Raw genomic sequence first — 15,605 nt, 5'->3', positions numbered from 1 at the left:
TTATACCATAAATAGTACATAGCTTGCTAATCCTTTGAAAACAGTGGACTTCTAGCATGTTAAGCAAAAGTGAATACGAGATTGAATACGACTTTACTTTTAGCTGGAGCGGATGAAATCCATGAACTGGTCAACGACTTCAACACGTTGATTATCATTGATGTGGGTATACATATCAAGGGTGATTTGAACATTATTGTGACCGAGTCTATCTGAAATGATTTTCGCTGTAACACCAGCTTCAAACAGAAGAGAAGCGTGTGTATGCCTAAAACCGTGAGGCGAAATTTTTTTAAGATCTTTGTGTTTACAAAAGAATCTGCTAAGTTTCACTTTCATAGTTGCAGCTAAAAGCCATCCCCCACTATTATTCGTAAAGATATAATTCGAATCATGTTTGTAAGGCACACCAGCTTGGAAATATTCTTTTATTTGCTGTCGTTTCCAGAGTTTCAAAACATTCAGAGTTTCATCATCTAAGGTGATAACCCTCTTACTCCTTTTGGTTTTAGGATCCTGGACAGTTTGTTTTTTGCCAATCACGACAGCCGTGCGAGAAATGCTTAACCGTTTATTTTCAAAGTCAACATCTGACCACATGAGGCCGATTGCTTCTCCAGTTCTCAATCCGGAAAAAGCGAGTAAGTGAAAAAAGGTATAGTCTACTGACTTACAATTTGCTTTGTAAACTTTAAGGAACTCCGTTAGTTCCTGTTTTGTATAGTAGTTTTCTTTGCCCTTTAAGGGTTTATTTTTAGGCTTGATAATCTTGTCTAAGGGATTTGACTTAATGATGTCAAGAGAAGCGGCATACTTGAAAATACGGCTGATGACAGAGTAGTAATTAGCATATAGGATATAGCGATTACTTAACTTGATAGCAACCTTTTGACAATAAGCTACACTGATTTGCTGAATCTTCATATCTGTAAAATATGAGTCAATCATAACATTAAGTTTTTTCTTAACGTTCTGATATGTTGTTGGTTTTACAGTGCTTTTATAGCTATCAAGCCATAACTCAGCGACTTCAGCAAAAGTAGGGTTCTGGAAATCTTCATTGTTTGAAAAACCATTCTCTTCAATATCTAAGAGAAGATCACGTTCGGCAGCCTTAGCTTCTTTGATGGTTCTAAAACCACGGCGTGTTGTGCGTTTTTCTTTTCCAGTTGCAGGGTCTATGCCCAGGTATGTTTGAAAGAGATATCTAGTCTCTCCTTTTTTGGTAATGTATTTTTTTATCATAAAAAGTCCTTTCTTTTCGATTGCTTGCCCGCATAGTTGAAAAGGTGTAGAACTTATGATAAACTATAGTTGTATTTTTTTATCATCCTTTCCATTGCTTGCCACATGGAAGGTTGAAACCTCACACTCAAAGATGGCCGTCGGAGAGTGTGGGGATTTTTTATTTTTTTAAGACTTTCAACTTAATTCGTATCTTGAATGAATCCTTAACTGTACGAAGTCTACCACTATCCGGATTAATATCTTTGTAATCACCGCCATAAATTTCAGCATTTTTGATAACTTCATTATTTGGATCTACGGTTAATCTTAATACCTTTCTATTTTTGGACTTAGTGACATAGCCTAAGTGATAACCTCGAACCACAATTTTAACTGCATTAGGGTCAAATTTATTATCAAATTCAGGGATAAACTCTACATCTGGAATTTTAAAAGGCAAGTATTTATAAAATCTTCCTCCAAAAATTAATTCCTCTTTAATTTCTTTAGAAGTATATCCTAAATAAGGGGTATCATCTGATTCTCTTATAAGTTCTTGACATAAATCTGAGAAAGCTTCTTGGCGATAAGATATTCCTTTCACTTTGAGAATAACATCATAAATAGTTCTCTCGTCAATCTCCTGTTTTTTTATTCTGTCTTCTATTTGAACAACCAATAGTTTATTCAGCTCTTCAATTTCATACTCTAGTTGATCAGTATTAGATTGCCTAGGAAAAACACCAATCAAAAAGAGAATAACTAAACTGCCGATAATAAAAGAGAAAATTGTTAGTAGTATATTTCCAACGATACCAAGCAGAAAAACAGATATTAAAGTCAGCAAGACCAAAAAGGCTATTAAAGACCTTTGATTTTCCAGTTTACTAATTGTTTTTCTGTGTTCGTCTATTAGTACTTTGATTTCCTTTTCAGTAAGAGTAGTAGACATATAAGCACCTTGACCTTAATTTTCAGATGGCATGAAGTTTCCGACAATTTTTCCAATAATTCTAGGATCTTCTTCAAATGGTGCGAACTTATCTTTATATTTTGGATTAAGGGAGACTAAACGCAATCCATCAGGTTCACGATAAACCTTTTTAATATACGTTTGACCGTCCCAATCAACGGCATAAACCGCTCCGTCATAATCAAAACCAGTCTCTTTTATGAGGACAACCTCTCCGTTTTGGAATTTAGGTTCCATTGAGTCTCCGAAAACCCAAGAAGCAAAATCGTGGTCTAGGTCTTTATCATAAAAAACAGTATCATAGTTCCCATCGTTGAAGTATGAAAAACCAGTACCAGCTGATAGTTTTTCAAAAACACGGTATTCAAAAAGCTTTTCCTCAATTGTGATTACTTTATTATTTTGCTCTTTCAATTGTTCGTTAGCGTAGTTAAGAACCTTTTGTTTTCTCGGAGTTGATAGCTTGACAACTTTTTCAGTGATTTTATGAATCAATGGGGATGTGGGGATTTTTAGCTCATTTACTTCCTGAGTTTTATCCTCTATCAAGTCTGATTTATTAACTCCAAAATAGTCCGCAAGTAATTCGATCTTTCCTATCCGAGGATAAGTTATGCCTTTTAACCAATCTCTTACAGTAGTGTACTTCAATCCGAGATCAGAACAGAGCTTATTTCTATCAATCCCTTTGCTACTCATCAAATTCTCTAAGTTCGCAGAAAAAATTTCTTTACTTTTATTATTGCTCATTTTTATCGCTCCTTTATATAGTATATATTACGGCAAAAACGCAAAAAAGTAAAGAAAAAAATAAAAAAATACGGGAAAAACGCAAAAAACACTTGACATTGCGGTTTAACCGCATTATAATGTAGTTATAGTTGAGCTAGTCAATTATAAAAAAATGATAGAAAGGACAGCAACATGCCAAAAATGACTCTTAAAACATTGCGAACTCTAAAGAACTGGCGACAAGTGGACGCAGCAGAGGCTATTGACGTCTCTGTTGACACTTGGGGAAATTGGGAGCGAGGAAAAACAGAACCTACTGTAACCCAAGCTTATCAAATCGCTACTACTTTTGATGTGTCTATTGATGACATTATTTTTTTACACGATATTGCGGTTTAACCGTAATATAAAAGGAGCACTATGAACAACGCAGTTAAACGATTGGTAGTTGGCAGTAATGTCCTAGAGTAGGAGAGGGATATGAGTAAACCATCAAAAAAATCACTACCAATTCAAAATTTAGAAATTAAGATAGATAGCGACTCTAGTATTCCACGAGTTATTTTGAACGGGATTGATTTTCAAGCAGAAGATATTGGTCTTCAAGGTATCAAGATAATTTGGGAGACAAAGAAAGATGAAGTACCAGAGACACTTATTCAGGTTGATTATATAAATAACCGTGAAGCATCTCATATAGTATCTGTCAAACAGTCGTTTAAAAATACTTTACTTAAATAGTTTTGGCGAGTTTTATTTACATTATATCAAATTTAGAAAGGAATATTATGAACGAAATTTTTAACTTTCACGGGCGGGAAGTCCGTACAGTGATGTTTGATGACGAGCCGTGGTTTGTCGGGAAAGATATAGCAGAGATTCTTGGATATGTAAATTCAAGAGATGCTCTGGCAAAACACGTTGATGAAGATGATAAGCTAACGTCGCAAATCGCGACGGCAGGTCAAATGAGAAATCAGACAGTTATCAACGAATCTGGTCTCTACTCTCTTATCTTATCCAGCAAGTTACCTCAAGCCAGAGAGTTCAAGCGTTGGGTAACATCTGAGGTCTTACCAGCTATTCGCAAACAGGGTGGATTTATCCGAGAGGATTTGGACGAGGATGCCTTTATTGCTCTATTCACTGGGCAGAAGAAGTTGCGTGAGCAACAGACTAGCATGCTGGAAGATATCGACTATCTCAAGAGTGAGCAACCGATTCATCCGAGCTATGCTCAATCGCTACTGAAGAAGCGCAAGGCTCGGGTCGTTGCTTGCTTAGGTGGTATTGACAGTCCTGCTTATGCTGATAAGATTTTTGCTCAATCAGTATTTAGACAAGCTGAGATTGATTTCAAGGACCACTTCAACATCAGTCGCTATGATTTGCTACCTAAAAAGTTTGCAGAAGCCGCATTGGCCTATTGGATGACTTGGGAACCAAGTACCAATACTAAGATGAAGATTATGGAACTGAACGCTTATGCATTGTAGAGCAAAAAAGCACCTGACAGCAATCAGGCGCATACTTAAATAATTAAAACCATTATATCACAAAAATGCTTGCCCGCATAGTTGAGAGGATGTAGAAAATGGAAGGAATAACGTTACAATTACGATTGGACGGCGAAAGTGCTGAATTGTTCACGAATCAATTATTGGCCTTTGCTAAAAAGCAGGTCAAGGAGCAGTTAGAGAATGATCGTATGCCAATCAATCAACAGGCTTTGATGAAGAAGTTTGGCTTTACTCATGGCTATATTAAGAAGTTAGAACGTAAAGGATTAAGATTTCGTAAGCAAGGGAAAGATATTATGTACGATGTCAATGATGTTTATGAGATTTTAGAGTTAGAAAAACAAGTACGAAAATTAAGAGCGTAAGGAGAACAAAATGACAGAACCAACTTTATCAAGCCAATTGCTTGGCTTAGCAGTGATTTTCATTGGGATGTTTATCCTAATCGTGCTTACGGCTAAAAATGAAAAATCGGATAAGCAAAATGTAGTGGTCATTATTGAAGAAACAGAAGATTTCAGGGAAGTTGCTCGAAGAAACCTGAGAATGTGTGACAGAAAGTCTACCTATGACACCCAACCACCTATAGGTCTTGCTTCATCGATTGAGGATGTACCACAAGTTTTTAGAGCATGCATCGAAGACTATGATAGACTTGCCTATGATTTTCAGGAAGAAGCAAGTAATAATGAACTTCTAAGAAAGCAAAATGCCGAGCTTTTAGTTGAAAATGGTCGCTTACTTTATCAAGAAATGACTATGGATTTCCGGAGAAATAATCGGAAATGGGGAGCTAGGGCATGATGCTGCTAAGGAGGTAACTATGTCTGACAATAAAAAATATTATTACTTAAAATTGCGAGACAATTTTTTTGATAACGACGATATAGCAATCCTTGAAAGCATGCCAGACGGGATACTTTATTCAAACATTCTACTAAAACTTTATCTTAGAAGCCTTAAAAACAATGGCAAATTAATGTTTAATGACCGCATACCTTATAATGCACAGATGCTATCAACAATTACTAGACAACCAGTTGCAGTCGTTGAAAAGTCGGTCGGGATATTTAAAGAGATGGGATTGATTGAGGTATTAGACAACGGTGCCATCTACATGCTTGATATCCAAAATTTTATTGGTTCATCAAATACCGAGGCTGATAGAAAGCGAGAATATAGACGAAAAATCGCTTTAGAAAAAGGTCAAAAATTTTTGGGACATTTGTCCGGACAAATGTCGGACGAACAGGCACCAGAGATAGAGATAAAGATAGAAAAAGAGAATAGAGATATAAAAGAGATAGATTCCGCAAAGGACAATTCTCCTGCTGCTATTGCTGAATATTATCAATCTCGTATCGGGGTGCTTGATGGTAAACAATTTGAACAACTACTTGACTACATTAGATTTGATCATATGGAGTGTGAATTAGTAAAACTTGCAATTGACAAGGCCGCTGATAATTCAAAACGAAGTTTTGGATATGTAAATAGTATTTTGAAGAATTGGGCGCAAAATGGCATCAAGACTACTGTACAACAAGAAGCAGAACAATCAAACTTTAACAAGTCAAAGGGATTTACTACTTCTCGTGGGAATCAATCAGAACAGGGGGCTAAGGACGAATGGGGATTTTAGAAGTTATCAATCAATTTGAAGAGGAGTTTTACCCTATCAGCGATGAAAAAAGGTCACTGCTTGTAAAACAACCTCTCTCTACTGTCATAGCCTGCTTGTCAGATATGGCCAGCTGGCAGGCTTGCGGAGGTAAGGTATCATGGTAACTAATGCACTGGAAGAAACGGCTTTGTCCTATCTGAGAAACACTGAACAGCAGGATGAAATTTGCGACAAGCACGGCATTCCATTGATTAAAATCCTCCGGACAAATGATATTGTTTGTCGTTTGTGTGAATCGGAACGAATCCATGCCGATAATCAAATAAAGGTCAATGAGCTGGCTGATGCAGAGCATGAGCGAGAGCGGAGGTTTTATCTTGAGAAATTCTCTCTCTATGATGATGTCCTGAAAAATGCTACTCTTGACAACTTCGACACACCGACTGAAAAAGAAGCGCAAAAGCTGGCTTTTGCAAAGAGGATTTGTCGGGAGTGGTCCGAGGGTGCTAGGAACAATATTGTTTTTCAAGGAGAAGCTGGAACAGGTAAAAGCCATCTTGCTTTTGCCATGATGAAAGATTTATCAGAAGCTACAAAAGAAATTGCTATCTTTATCAATGTCACTGACTTACTGATGAAAATCAAGGCGGACTTTAGTCAGGAAGAGTTCCTGGTCAATAAAATTGCTAGTGCAAAGTTTTTGGTCTTGGATGATCTTGGGATGGAGAAAGACAGTGAGTGGTCTTTCAGTATTCTGTACAACATTCTTAATAAAAGGGCCAATACTGTTATCACGACCAATCTGACTGCACAAGAAATTCAGAAACGATATGGTCGGCCGTTTATGAGTCGATTGATGAAGGGCGTAGACAATGATCATCTGATGGTATTTAATGACTTGAAAAATAAAAGGAAAGAGTACTTTTAGAAAGGTGGTGTCTCTTGTTATTGAATCTTTATTTCGTCTACAACGGGCACTGCAAGTTTTTTCTTGGAAGTTTTAACAATGTGGATGAACTTATTGAACGGATGAAAGAGCATCAATGGGCTTTCTCAGCTATCACCAGACCAAAATTCAAGAAGCATATTGGAAAAGACAATGTACGTTTTGATTATGGTGCGATAGATTCTATTACTTAGCGACAAAATCAACGTGCCGCGAACCACGTTAAAAGCGAGCTAGAATATGCGTCAGACTTGGACGAATGGCGTATAAAGAATTTGCTAGCTCTTGTGTCTTTGAGCCATGAGGGGCAAGAGCTGGATTTTTAGAAACAAGTAGGAGGAATTGGAAAATGAATAAAGACAAAGTTTATATTGAGGGATATGAAGTTGGTTTTCGAATCGATACATTAGGAACTAGAGAGAAGATAATTCAGTTAGTTAGTGGAGAAACCGTAAGTATAGACGAGAACTTCATTTATAAATCGATTGAACAGGAGAAAGCCACAATTCCGAAGTTTGTGGCGGATTGGATTGAGGAATGTAAAGCAAAAGAGAAAAGGTTACTTACAGCTCTCTTATACACGCCGGAGAAAGTTAATAGCTGGGTTGACAACTCAGAGAATCAAGAACTTTTCGCTCGTGCTTGGCTTGACGGCTACGAGGTAGAGAAAGAGAAGAAATATATTGTAACTCTGAAATCGAGTGGACAAAAGTTGTACTATCACACGGAAGATGAAGATTATATTTTCTCTAGCTATGATGGAGTATTCTACTCAGGATATCATACTAAAACTGATCTAGAAGAAAATGGTATGAGTTGGGTGTTTGATTGTGAGGGTCTGGAAGTTCAGGAGGTGGAGTGATGTTTGGAAGTGTAGTTGTAGATGTAATCACGAATGATGGTTTGGTTGAAGAATTTATAGATGTTGATGAAGTGGCCTATGTGGATTTTGAAAAGGAGTTAATACGTTTTAAAGCTCATGATGCTCTAATTCCACGTATGCTACAAGTAACTAGAAGTTCGTTACTTCGAGTTAAAAGGGCTTTGTTTTATAAAAGTATATGAAAAATTTTTATGAGGAAGTAACGAAATGAAAAGAAAGAACTATATTATTTTTATCAGGCATTTTAAAAAAATAAAAGATTTAGTAGATTTTTATGAATACATTGCAGACTCAAGAATCTGTGCAAGTGCTATTTATTTATTTTTGATTATATGTTCACCTTTTATTGCTTTGCTATTCCCGATCGCATACATAGAGCATTGTTTTTATAAAAAAAGATTTATTAGACAATGCGTTGAATACGACTGGTGTTCAAAGGAATATCTTGAAGAGGTTATTGATATCGGAAAAGATGATATCAAGGAGGTGGAGTGATGTCATGTAGTGAAAATTTTAAAAAAGAAAAAGAATTGTCTGCTGCTATTTCAAATCTCAAGATAGAAGTCTTACAAAATGATGATAAATTGAGCAGTCAATCATTAAGCAACATCAAAAGGCAAGCAAGGGATCTATACGAGTGCCTAGTATGGTTGCAGTATGCTGCGGAGGAGTCAGGTAGATGAGTTATGATTTGGAAATCTTAGGAAAAATAGAAAGCGGAGGTTATATTTGCATAGATGAACCTGAAAATAGTTCTCCGACTTACAATCTTGGAAGAATGTTCAGGATCGCTATGGATTGGGATTTCAAACAAGGTACTATCTACAATGTTGCTCAGATTTTTGAAAACATTCAACGTGGTATCTCAGAATTGGAACAGTACCCTGAAAAGTATATCCAGTATGAGCCCGAGAACAAATGGGGAACAGTCAGCAGTGCGTTAGAAGATTTGAGATCATTGAGAGATTGTATTTTAAGACAAGACATCGATACAAAATACTTATATGTGAGGTGGTAACATGAAGCGACCAAACAGATACCCGTACACACGAAGTCAATGGGTTGAAGAAACCGTTGATCACTATACATATAAAAATGATATTTGTTATACAAGTCATATTTTAGTAAATAGACTTACTGGAGAAATTAAGAGCAAGGAGGTTGAGTGATGAGTTATGAGTGTTCGAATTGTTGCAAAGAAATCGAAGATGAGTTTCTGGTAGTGCAAGAGAATCATGTTATTCTTGCGTTATTTAACGATGTTGAAAATTGCTTCTGTAGTCAGCAATGTGTCAACGATTTCTTAATGATTGAATCTAAATACTTATCAAATGGAGATATACCATACGATGAGGAGGTGGAGTGATGAGCATGCTTGAAATATTCTTATCTAAGAACGATCTTGAACATATTGCGAACGGGCATGATTTAAAAATAAGGAGTAGTAGGGCTTCAAAAGTAGATGGAATTATTTTGAAACTCGATTTGGTAAATGATACCACGAACCCTTTGATAAATTATAAATATAAACTAATTAACACAGAACAGCAGAATTTTGCAAACAATTTTTCAGGAGGGGGCACATGAAACGATTCATAGCTATCTGGATTCTACTATCTGCTGGATTGAACATCTGGCAGATGGACAGGATTCGAGATTTGGAAGAGAAGAAGCCTATGGTTATCTATAAGGCTGATAATCAAGGCGCCGAAATATTTGGTAAGGTCGTCGATAAAGGACAGCACGGCAAGTTATACACGATAACGATTCGTGATTACGGGGTGTTCGTGGTTAAGAAGGACGTGTATGACAAGGTAAGAGTTGGGGATGAGGTGTTACTATAATGGACGATATTTTAAAAGCTTTAGCTAAAATGCTAAATATGACAGTCGAGGAAGTGAATTCTTTACTTGAAACATTTAAAGGGAATGCCCCACAGATTTATGAGATGATCATTAAGGAAAAAATGATGCATGATATATTTAGTTTACTTGAAACTGTTTCGTTTGCAGCGTTGTTCGTTTCTGTTATTCTTTTAGTATTTTTCTTGGTTATGAACTTTCGCTACGATACTGCATATATTAGTGGTTGGGATGTTCCTAAAGGCAAAACAAAAGAAGAGTACAAAGGAGAGTTAATCGCTCAGGCTAGGGAAACTTATGTACCCGTTATAAAAATTAATTTTATTACATCAAGTGTAATTTTAATGTTATGGATTACTTCGATTGTTTTAAAAATAACTCTAGCCCAAAATTATATATTCATTGTGAATGAAATTTTACCAAGAATCAATAAATAAATGAGGTGAGGATTTGAAATTTCTAGATTTATTCGCTGGCATTGGAGGTTTTAGGCTCGGAATGGAGTCGGCTGGGCATGAATGTATAGGATTTTGTGAGATTGACAAATTCGCAAGAGCTAGTTATAAGGCTATACACGACACGAGGGGAGAAATTGAACTACATGACATCACAGCAGTATCAGATGAGTCTATTCGAAGGATCGGACGTGTGGACATTATCTGTGGAGGATTTCCGTGCCAGGCTTTCTCAATTGCAGGAAACAGACGAGGTTTTGAGGATACACGAGGAACTTTGTTTTTTGAAATTGCACGGTTCGCATCTATTCTCAGACCTCGATATTTATTCCTTGAGAACGTCAAAGGACTTCTCAACCATGACGGAGGAGCTACATTTGAGACCATCCTCGGAGCCTTGGATGAACTGGGGTACAATGTGGAATGGCAAAATATTAACAGCAAAAATTTTGGAGTCCCCCAAAATCGCGAACGTGTGTTCATTATCGGACATCTTAGAGGAGAACGTACCAGAAGAATTTTTCCTCTCTCAGGCACTGGCAGAAAAGTTGATAAACATCAAGAACAGTCAACAAATACCCTTACAACCAGATACCCAAACAGTCAAGGGGTCGGGTCATACATTATTGAAAGTGAATCGCAGAAAGTGAGGTCCATCGGAAACATCCATCCTTCAGGAAATGGGATGAATGGAGCAGAAGCAGAGGTTGGGGATAGCGTGAATTTGTCACACCCTAACTCTAAAACACGCAGAGGGCGAGTAGGTAAGAAGATAGCAAATACTCTCTTAACTGGAGAGAGTCAAGGCGTGGTTGATCCTGATTTTAGGATTAGAAAGCTAACACCTCGTGAATGCTGGAGGTTACAAGGTTTTCCAGATTGGGCTTTTGATAAAGCTCAAGAAGTAAACAGCAACAGTCAACTATACAAGCAAGCAGGAAACAGCGTGACAGTCAATGTTATCGCTGCAATAGCAAAAGAATTGGAATGAGGTGATGACTTGAAATTATTTCTTAACGAAGATTGCATGGACGTCATGAAAAGATATCCTGACAACTATTTTGATTTAGCTATTGTTGATCCACCGTATTTTTCCGGACCAGAAAAAAGAAAATTTTACGGACGAAAAGTCAGTCCAATAGGTGTAAGCAGACTGTATGGCGAAACCTCAGAGTGGCAAATTCCAAATGGAGATTATTTTGATGAACTTTTTAGAGTTTCAAAAAATCAAATCATTTGGGGTGTGAACTACTTCAACTACTCTTTTGGGCCCGGTCGAATTGTGTGGGATAAAGTTAATGGCCAGTCAAGTTTCTCAGATTGTGAGATAGCGTACTGCAGTTTACATGATAGTACACGGATGTTTCGCTATATGTGGAACGGTATGATGCAAGGGAAGTCAATATCTGAAGGACATATCCAGCAAGGAAACAAGGCTTTGAATGAGGTTAGAATTCATCCAACTCAAAAACCCATCAATCTTTATCTTTGGTTGCTGCAAAACTACGCAAAAGCTGGAGATAAGATTCTTGATACTCATGTCGGTTCAGCAAGTAGCTTGATTGCTTGTCAGGAGTTAGGTTTTGAGTATGTCGGTTGCGAGCTTGACAAAAGAATCTTTAACCATGCCAAACAGAGACTTGATACTTATGAGAATCAAATAAAATTATTTTAAGGAGAAGAATATGAACAACACAGAATTAGAAAACAAGGTTCAACAATGGTTTGTTGACCGTAACTTACATGAAGCAAATCCGGTCAAGCAGTTCTTGAAGCTGATGGAAGAGCAAGGAGAATTGTTTGAGGGAATTGCAAAGGACAAATCTGAGCTGATTTATGATGCGCTTGGTGATATTCAAGTCGTATTGATTGGTCTTGAGCAACAGATTAAGAATGGTGCTCAGATTTCAGCCAATCAACAGGAACTTGAATTGCTATTGATGGTTTCTAGCTTGGGCAATATCGCTCAGAAACTATACGCTCATATCTGTCATAATGAGACGCAGATGCCTCTGATTAAGTCTGACTTGATGTTTCTCGATAGCGTGATTAGTTCTGTTTCGTTATTTAATAAGACGGACGCAGACAGTTGCTTGCAGATTGCTTATGATGCTATCAAGGACCGCAAGGGCAAGATGATTGATGGAGTGTTCGTGAAAGAGGAGGATTTAAAATGAAAAAATTAGGAATTATTTTAGGGTTTGTATTTGTAATCGTTGCATCACCGTTCGTGGTTCAGTATGGATGGAATGAAATTATCACAACGATCGTTCCGGTTGGTAGAATTACAGTTTGGCAAGCTTTTGGGATGGATATGCTACTATCTTTCATTTTTCCTGTGTCATCTAGCAAAAAAGTATCTGAAGAGGAATTTTTATATTCTATAAAGAGTGGTATTTCAAAAATTATTACATGTGCATTTTTTATTTGGCTAGCTAGTTTGTTTATTTAAGGAGGATTTGGTATGATACCAAGATTTAGAGCGTGGATGAAGTCATTGAAATGGATGTGCGATGTTACTAATATTTCATTCGACAGCAAGTTCGTAGACATCTACCAGCAGGGAGATACTGAAAGATGCACAGAAATATCAGTTGAGTTTGACGAAATCGAACTCATGCAATCAACAGGACTTTGTGACAAGGATGGTAAAGAAATCTTTGAGGGGGATGTCCTTGGCACAAAAGATGGATTGTTGAATGGTGTAGTCGAATACAGATCTGATTTAGGGATGTGGACGAATAGTTTGATTAGTTACAACAATTTTGAGCGATTGTGTAACGTGGCTAGAAATAGAGAAGTTATCGGAAACATCTACGAAAACTCAGAACTTTTGGAGGACAAGGAATGAAACCTAAAAAATACCCATATTCAGGTTTTCAAAACACAAACAGCAAACAAGACAGACTTGGTCTGATTGAGGTTATAAAATACGAAACAATTAATGTATCAATTGTAATTAGGGAAGGGGATAATAGTGAGATATTAGCAAAATGTGTAATTCGCGCTTATGGTGAAACATTATTATTTGCAGCAACATTGCCAGTAAAAGAAACTAGGTTTTCGAAACAAAAGCAAGCATTATTTAAAATCAGGCTTTATCAAAGAATTGAAAAAATGGGGAGCGATAAGCTTTTAGAAATCAATCGTTTTATTTGGTCAAGCATTTGTCTAGAAGAATTTAACAAAATAGTTACTCAGAAAGGAGGTTCATAGCATGCAGCTAAGATTGAAAGAACTTAGAGAGGACCTAGGGCTCTCTGTCAAAGATATGGCTAGGGATACGGGTGTTTCTCAAAACACAATTCACTTGTATGAGAGAGGTGGATATCCATCCATTAAGCAAATTGAAATGATTGCTAAAACTTACGATGTAAATCCTGCTTGGTTAGTTGGGTGGATAGATGATGAAATGATGCCTGCAATCCAGGTAGTCGAAAAAGTTGTCTATAAAGAAAGTCCAACAGCAAGACTGCCGAATTATCACAATAACAACAACGACGGTAAGATTATCAAATGGGTTAAATCCAAAAAATACATGGGAGGTAAGGTTTGGTCAAAAAGAACTTAACAAAAGCACGAAGAGATTATCTCGAGTTTGAACTCGATGATAAATATTTAAAGATTGACAAACTCATCGGTCAACGAAGGCATGAGTTGGAACGATTGTACGAGGTTAAACATCTTACTGTTCCTGGTATTGATGATACTGGAGCAAGTGGCAGTGGGACATTCGTCAACAGGTCAGAGAATCTAGCAGTTGCTTATGCAAGCGATCCTATGATTTTAAGATTAGAAAATCTCCAAAACGCTATTTCCCAATTACTAGAGAATCTAGAACCAGATGACAAAAAAATCTTTTATCTTCGCTGGGGGGAACATACTGGATACGACTGGATTCAAGTTTGGCACATCATGGAGAACGGAGAAACTGGGTACTTATATAGACACAGCAAGCAGATTTACAGAAGACGTGAAGTGATTCTCGATACACTTTCAAATTTGCTCTTTATGTAAAGTTGTCAAAAAAACATATAGAATTGACAAAAACAATGTGGTAAATTAGTATCATGAAGAATAGCAGAGAGGAAACCTCTGCTTTTTTGTGCATTAAAAAAGGAGGTGAGGATATGTGGTAGTTGTTGAACCAATCAGAAATAGAGATGATGTTCAGCTTATGATTGAATGGCTGACGTTGCATAGCGCAGTCAAAGAATCAGATAGACAACGTAACCTCATGCTCTTCCTTTCTGGTGTTAATCTGGGATTTCGTATTGGTGATATCGTTAAAATGAAAGTAAAGCACGTTAAAGGCTGGCATGTCCAGATTGTCGATGAAAAGACAGACAAGCCGACTAAGCGAAAGATGCCAAAGAAATTCAAGAATGCTATGAGGCAGTATATCAAAGATAAGAAAGATGAAGACTTCCTCTTTCCAAGCCGAAACGGAAAGCATCAGCACATAAAACCAAATACAGCTTACAAGATCATAAAGAGAGCTGCTGAAGAAGTTGGTCTAGAAAACATAGCTACTCACTCGATGAGAAAGACCTTTGGTTTATTCATGTACGAACAAACCAAGGATGTCGCTCTGATAATGGACCTACTGAACCACTCAAGCCAGAGCATCTCACTACGATATATCGGCAAAAATCAAGATTCACAAGACCGAGCCATGACGAAGTTTCAGGGCTTTTAATTTTTTTATTTTACTATCAATTCATTGTTTTGAGGTTATGATGATTTCATTTTATGTATGCAGGATAAACGCTTGATAAATCTGAGTTAAAACTCATGTAGCGAATTCATTAGAATATGTAAAACAAGGAATTGAGAGAGTGAAAATAGTGAGGTTTACAAAAGTATGTTAGGTTTAATACGAGAATTGATTTACAAGATACGAGGTAGAGATAACAGAGAATACTTTCTTGACTCTCAAACTAAAGAATCTATTATGCGATTCCAAAAAGCAGCTAAGCAAACCTTAATTAGTTCTGACGATTTTGCTAAACTCTTTTGGAAATCAAGAGGGTAATCTTTTGAAAATAGAAGTTGCAACTAGAGCAGACCGAACAGAGTTTTATAATTCCAGCGAATGGAGAGAACTTCGTAAACTTGCACTTGAACGTGATCATAACGAATGCGTTTGGTGCAGAGAAGAAGGCAAAGTTACAACAGAGAACCTAGAGGTTGACCACATCAAGGAACTAGAGTTCTATCCAGAATTCGCTCTTGATCTCGACAACCTAAGAACTCTTTGTAAGGAATGTCACAATAAACGTCACGGCCGTTTTCAATTTCGAAAATCAAAAAAATTGATTGAGAAAAATTTTAGAATAGACGAATTTTGGGGATGACAACACCCCCCCGGTCAAAAAAATCC

General features: G+C 37.0%; 29 protein-coding genes and 1 pseudogene. 27 read left to right on the top strand and 3 right to left on the bottom strand.

From position 1 onward, the window contains the following. Positions 1–99 precede the first annotated feature (99 nt). The 3 genes from HT680_RS07755 to HT680_RS07745 form a co-directional block, all read right to left on the bottom strand. Entirely contained in the window at positions 100–1,245 is a 1,146-nt protein-coding gene (locus HT680_RS07755; protein WP_173259458.1) for a site-specific integrase, read from the bottom strand. Between the two features lie 160 nt (positions 1,246–1,405). Next, positions 1,406–2,179: a hypothetical protein gene (locus HT680_RS07750; RefSeq protein ID WP_169446811.1), complete on the bottom strand. Its 774-nt coding sequence runs from the start codon at positions 2,177–2,179 to the stop codon at positions 1,406–1,408. Between the two features lie 15 nt (positions 2,180–2,194). Beyond that, complete coding sequence (locus HT680_RS07745) at positions 2,195–2,950, bottom strand: XRE family transcriptional regulator (RefSeq protein ID WP_169446812.1); 756 nt, start codon at positions 2,948–2,950, stop codon at positions 2,195–2,197. Between the two features lie 174 nt (positions 2,951–3,124). On the opposite strand from HT680_RS07745, the gene HT680_RS07740 reads away from it, so the two are divergent. The 27 genes and pseudogenes from HT680_RS07740 (at position 3,125) to HT680_RS07615 (ending at position 15,579) form a co-directional block, all read left to right on the top strand. Then, positions 3,125–3,331 (top strand): helix-turn-helix transcriptional regulator, encoded by a 207-nt coding sequence (locus tag HT680_RS07740; RefSeq protein WP_169446813.1) that lies wholly within the window; start codon positions 3,125–3,127, stop codon positions 3,329–3,331. A gap of 81 nt (positions 3,332–3,412) precedes the next feature. Beyond that, positions 3,413–3,673 carry a hypothetical protein gene (locus tag HT680_RS07735; protein WP_169446814.1) on the top strand — a complete coding sequence of 87 codons (261 nt, stop codon included), beginning with the start codon at positions 3,413–3,415 and terminating at the stop codon, positions 3,671–3,673. 47 nt (positions 3,674–3,720) lie between these two features. Then, entirely contained in the window at positions 3,721–4,428 is a 708-nt protein-coding gene (locus HT680_RS07730; protein WP_169446815.1) for an ORF6C domain-containing protein, read from the top strand. A 98-nt stretch (positions 4,429–4,526) separates the two neighbouring features. Next, on the top strand, positions 4,527–4,817 hold the full coding sequence (locus tag HT680_RS07725; RefSeq protein WP_169446816.1) for a hypothetical protein: 291 nt from the start codon (positions 4,527–4,529) through the stop codon (positions 4,815–4,817). Between the two features lie 10 nt (positions 4,818–4,827). Then, positions 4,828–5,256 carry a hypothetical protein gene (locus HT680_RS07720; protein WP_173259456.1) on the top strand — a complete coding sequence of 143 codons (429 nt, stop codon included), beginning with the start codon at positions 4,828–4,830 and terminating at the stop codon, positions 5,254–5,256. Between the two features lie 19 nt (positions 5,257–5,275). Then, positions 5,276–6,094 (top strand): phage replisome organizer N-terminal domain-containing protein, encoded by an 819-nt coding sequence (locus HT680_RS07715; protein WP_173259453.1) that lies wholly within the window; start codon positions 5,276–5,278, stop codon positions 6,092–6,094. Next, positions 6,082–6,240 (top strand): hypothetical protein, encoded by a 159-nt coding sequence (locus HT680_RS07710; RefSeq protein WP_173259451.1) that lies wholly within the window; start codon positions 6,082–6,084, stop codon positions 6,238–6,240. The genes HT680_RS07715 and HT680_RS07710 overlap by 13 nt, the downstream gene beginning before the upstream one ends. Continuing rightward, on the top strand, positions 6,234–7,004 hold the full coding sequence (locus tag HT680_RS07705) for an ATP-binding protein (RefSeq protein WP_173259448.1): 771 nt from the start codon (positions 6,234–6,236) through the stop codon (positions 7,002–7,004). The genes HT680_RS07710 and HT680_RS07705 overlap by 7 nt, the downstream gene beginning before the upstream one ends. A gap of 14 nt (positions 7,005–7,018) precedes the next feature. Next, a pseudogene (locus tag HT680_RS09200) lies at positions 7,019–7,248 on the top strand (hypothetical protein). A gap of 123 nt (positions 7,249–7,371) precedes the next feature. Then, a complete protein-coding gene (locus tag HT680_RS07700) occupies positions 7,372–7,884 on the top strand; it encodes a DUF1642 domain-containing protein (RefSeq protein WP_173259446.1) in 513 nt (170 codons plus the stop codon). Beyond that, positions 7,884–8,087 carry a hypothetical protein gene (locus HT680_RS07695; protein ID WP_070478278.1) on the top strand — a complete coding sequence of 68 codons (204 nt, stop codon included), beginning with the start codon at positions 7,884–7,886 and terminating at the stop codon, positions 8,085–8,087. The genes HT680_RS07700 and HT680_RS07695 overlap by 1 nt, the downstream gene beginning before the upstream one ends. Before the next feature lie 25 nt (positions 8,088–8,112). Beyond that, positions 8,113–8,400: a hypothetical protein gene (locus tag HT680_RS07690; protein ID WP_070478275.1), complete on the top strand. Its 288-nt coding sequence runs from the start codon at positions 8,113–8,115 to the stop codon at positions 8,398–8,400. Further along, positions 8,400–8,588 carry a topoisomerase gene (locus HT680_RS07685; protein WP_173259444.1) on the top strand — a complete coding sequence of 63 codons (189 nt, stop codon included), beginning with the start codon at positions 8,400–8,402 and terminating at the stop codon, positions 8,586–8,588. Before HT680_RS07690 ends, HT680_RS07685 begins: the two co-directional genes overlap by 1 nt. Then, entirely contained in the window at positions 8,585–8,923 is a 339-nt protein-coding gene (locus tag HT680_RS07680; RefSeq protein ID WP_173259442.1) for a hypothetical protein, read from the top strand. Before HT680_RS07685 ends, HT680_RS07680 begins: the two co-directional genes overlap by 4 nt. Positions 8,924–9,270: 347 nt before the next feature. Continuing rightward, the gene (locus HT680_RS07675) at positions 9,271–9,492 is read left to right on the top strand and encodes a hypothetical protein (RefSeq protein WP_173259440.1); all 222 of its coding nucleotides are present in this window, start codon (positions 9,271–9,273) and stop codon (positions 9,490–9,492) included. Then, positions 9,489–9,749: a DUF1372 family protein gene (locus HT680_RS07670; protein WP_173259438.1), complete on the top strand. Its 261-nt coding sequence runs from the start codon at positions 9,489–9,491 to the stop codon at positions 9,747–9,749. The genes HT680_RS07675 and HT680_RS07670 overlap by 4 nt, the downstream gene beginning before the upstream one ends. Then, complete coding sequence (locus HT680_RS07665) at positions 9,749–10,204, top strand: hypothetical protein (protein ID WP_173259436.1); 456 nt, start codon at positions 9,749–9,751, stop codon at positions 10,202–10,204. Before HT680_RS07670 ends, HT680_RS07665 begins: the two co-directional genes overlap by 1 nt. Before the next feature lie 13 nt (positions 10,205–10,217). Continuing rightward, positions 10,218–11,213: a DNA cytosine methyltransferase gene (locus HT680_RS07660; RefSeq protein WP_173259434.1), complete on the top strand. Its 996-nt coding sequence runs from the start codon at positions 10,218–10,220 to the stop codon at positions 11,211–11,213. A gap of 9 nt (positions 11,214–11,222) precedes the next feature. Further along, a complete protein-coding gene (locus HT680_RS07655) occupies positions 11,223–11,897 on the top strand; it encodes a DNA methyltransferase (protein WP_173259432.1) in 675 nt (224 codons plus the stop codon). A 10-nt stretch (positions 11,898–11,907) separates the two neighbouring features. Then, positions 11,908–12,399, top strand: a complete 492-nt coding sequence (locus tag HT680_RS07650; RefSeq protein ID WP_173259431.1) for a MazG-like family protein — start codon at positions 11,908–11,910, stop codon at positions 12,397–12,399. Beyond that, positions 12,396–12,674 (top strand): hypothetical protein, encoded by a 279-nt coding sequence (locus HT680_RS07645; RefSeq protein ID WP_173259429.1) that lies wholly within the window; start codon positions 12,396–12,398, stop codon positions 12,672–12,674. The genes HT680_RS07650 and HT680_RS07645 overlap by 4 nt, the downstream gene beginning before the upstream one ends. A gap of 12 nt (positions 12,675–12,686) precedes the next feature. After that, positions 12,687–13,073, top strand: coding sequence for a YopX family protein (locus HT680_RS07640; protein ID WP_173259427.1), 387 nt, complete (start codon positions 12,687–12,689; stop codon positions 13,071–13,073). After that, on the top strand, positions 13,070–13,438 hold the full coding sequence (locus tag HT680_RS07635; RefSeq protein ID WP_173259425.1) for a hypothetical protein: 369 nt from the start codon (positions 13,070–13,072) through the stop codon (positions 13,436–13,438). The genes HT680_RS07640 and HT680_RS07635 overlap by 4 nt, the downstream gene beginning before the upstream one ends. Position 13,439: 1 nt before the next feature. Continuing rightward, complete coding sequence (locus tag HT680_RS07630; RefSeq protein WP_173259423.1) at positions 13,440–13,793, top strand: helix-turn-helix transcriptional regulator; 354 nt, start codon at positions 13,440–13,442, stop codon at positions 13,791–13,793. Next, positions 13,775–14,239 carry a hypothetical protein gene (locus HT680_RS07625; RefSeq protein ID WP_033585811.1) on the top strand — a complete coding sequence of 155 codons (465 nt, stop codon included), beginning with the start codon at positions 13,775–13,777 and terminating at the stop codon, positions 14,237–14,239. The genes HT680_RS07630 and HT680_RS07625 overlap by 19 nt, the downstream gene beginning before the upstream one ends. A 115-nt stretch (positions 14,240–14,354) precedes the next feature. Continuing rightward, complete coding sequence (locus HT680_RS07620; RefSeq protein ID WP_173259421.1) at positions 14,355–14,921, top strand: tyrosine-type recombinase/integrase; 567 nt, start codon at positions 14,355–14,357, stop codon at positions 14,919–14,921. 340 nt (positions 14,922–15,261) lie between these two features. Next, positions 15,262–15,579, top strand: a complete 318-nt coding sequence (locus tag HT680_RS07615; protein WP_173259419.1) for an HNH endonuclease signature motif containing protein — start codon at positions 15,262–15,264, stop codon at positions 15,577–15,579. Positions 15,580–15,605 lie beyond the last annotated feature (26 nt).

This window comes from Streptococcus sp. 5905, assembly GCF_013276505.1.
Taxonomy (GTDB): domain Bacteria; phylum Bacillota; class Bacilli; order Lactobacillales; family Streptococcaceae; genus Streptococcus.
Note: the sequence above shows the minus strand (reverse complement) of the source record. Positions and strands in the feature narration are given on the sequence as shown.

Coding starts and splice junctions, on each gene's coding strand:
- HT680_RS07755 (WP_173259458.1), bottom strand. CDS start 1,245: ATGATAAAAAAATACATTACCAAAAAAGGAGAGACTAGATATCTCTTT.
- HT680_RS07750 (WP_169446811.1), bottom strand. CDS start 2,179: ATGTCTACTACTCTTACTGAAAAGGAAATCAAAGTACTAATAGACGAA.
- HT680_RS07745 (WP_169446812.1), bottom strand. CDS start 2,950: ATGAGCAATAATAAAAGTAAAGAAATTTTTTCTGCGAACTTAGAGAAT.
- HT680_RS07740 (WP_169446813.1), top strand. CDS start 3,125: ATGCCAAAAATGACTCTTAAAACATTGCGAACTCTAAAGAACTGGCGA.
- HT680_RS07735 (WP_169446814.1), top strand. CDS start 3,413: ATGAGTAAACCATCAAAAAAATCACTACCAATTCAAAATTTAGAAATT.
- HT680_RS07730 (WP_169446815.1), top strand. CDS start 3,721: ATGAACGAAATTTTTAACTTTCACGGGCGGGAAGTCCGTACAGTGATG.
- HT680_RS07725 (WP_169446816.1), top strand. CDS start 4,527: ATGGAAGGAATAACGTTACAATTACGATTGGACGGCGAAAGTGCTGAA.
- HT680_RS07720 (WP_173259456.1), top strand. CDS start 4,828: ATGACAGAACCAACTTTATCAAGCCAATTGCTTGGCTTAGCAGTGATT.
- HT680_RS07715 (WP_173259453.1), top strand. CDS start 5,276: ATGTCTGACAATAAAAAATATTATTACTTAAAATTGCGAGACAATTTT.
- HT680_RS07710 (WP_173259451.1), top strand. CDS start 6,082: ATGGGGATTTTAGAAGTTATCAATCAATTTGAAGAGGAGTTTTACCCT.
- HT680_RS07705 (WP_173259448.1), top strand. CDS start 6,234: ATGGTAACTAATGCACTGGAAGAAACGGCTTTGTCCTATCTGAGAAAC.
- HT680_RS07700 (WP_173259446.1), top strand. CDS start 7,372: ATGAATAAAGACAAAGTTTATATTGAGGGATATGAAGTTGGTTTTCGA.
- HT680_RS07695 (WP_070478278.1), top strand. CDS start 7,884: ATGTTTGGAAGTGTAGTTGTAGATGTAATCACGAATGATGGTTTGGTT.
- HT680_RS07690 (WP_070478275.1), top strand. CDS start 8,113: ATGAAAAGAAAGAACTATATTATTTTTATCAGGCATTTTAAAAAAATA.
- HT680_RS07685 (WP_173259444.1), top strand. CDS start 8,400: ATGTCATGTAGTGAAAATTTTAAAAAAGAAAAAGAATTGTCTGCTGCT.
- HT680_RS07680 (WP_173259442.1), top strand. CDS start 8,585: ATGAGTTATGATTTGGAAATCTTAGGAAAAATAGAAAGCGGAGGTTAT.
- HT680_RS07675 (WP_173259440.1), top strand. CDS start 9,271: ATGAGCATGCTTGAAATATTCTTATCTAAGAACGATCTTGAACATATT.
- HT680_RS07670 (WP_173259438.1), top strand. CDS start 9,489: ATGAAACGATTCATAGCTATCTGGATTCTACTATCTGCTGGATTGAAC.
- HT680_RS07665 (WP_173259436.1), top strand. CDS start 9,749: ATGGACGATATTTTAAAAGCTTTAGCTAAAATGCTAAATATGACAGTC.
- HT680_RS07650 (WP_173259431.1), top strand. CDS start 11,908: ATGAACAACACAGAATTAGAAAACAAGGTTCAACAATGGTTTGTTGAC.
- HT680_RS07645 (WP_173259429.1), top strand. CDS start 12,396: ATGAAAAAATTAGGAATTATTTTAGGGTTTGTATTTGTAATCGTTGCA.
- HT680_RS07640 (WP_173259427.1), top strand. CDS start 12,687: ATGATACCAAGATTTAGAGCGTGGATGAAGTCATTGAAATGGATGTGC.
- HT680_RS07635 (WP_173259425.1), top strand. CDS start 13,070: ATGAAACCTAAAAAATACCCATATTCAGGTTTTCAAAACACAAACAGC.
- HT680_RS07630 (WP_173259423.1), top strand. CDS start 13,440: ATGCAGCTAAGATTGAAAGAACTTAGAGAGGACCTAGGGCTCTCTGTC.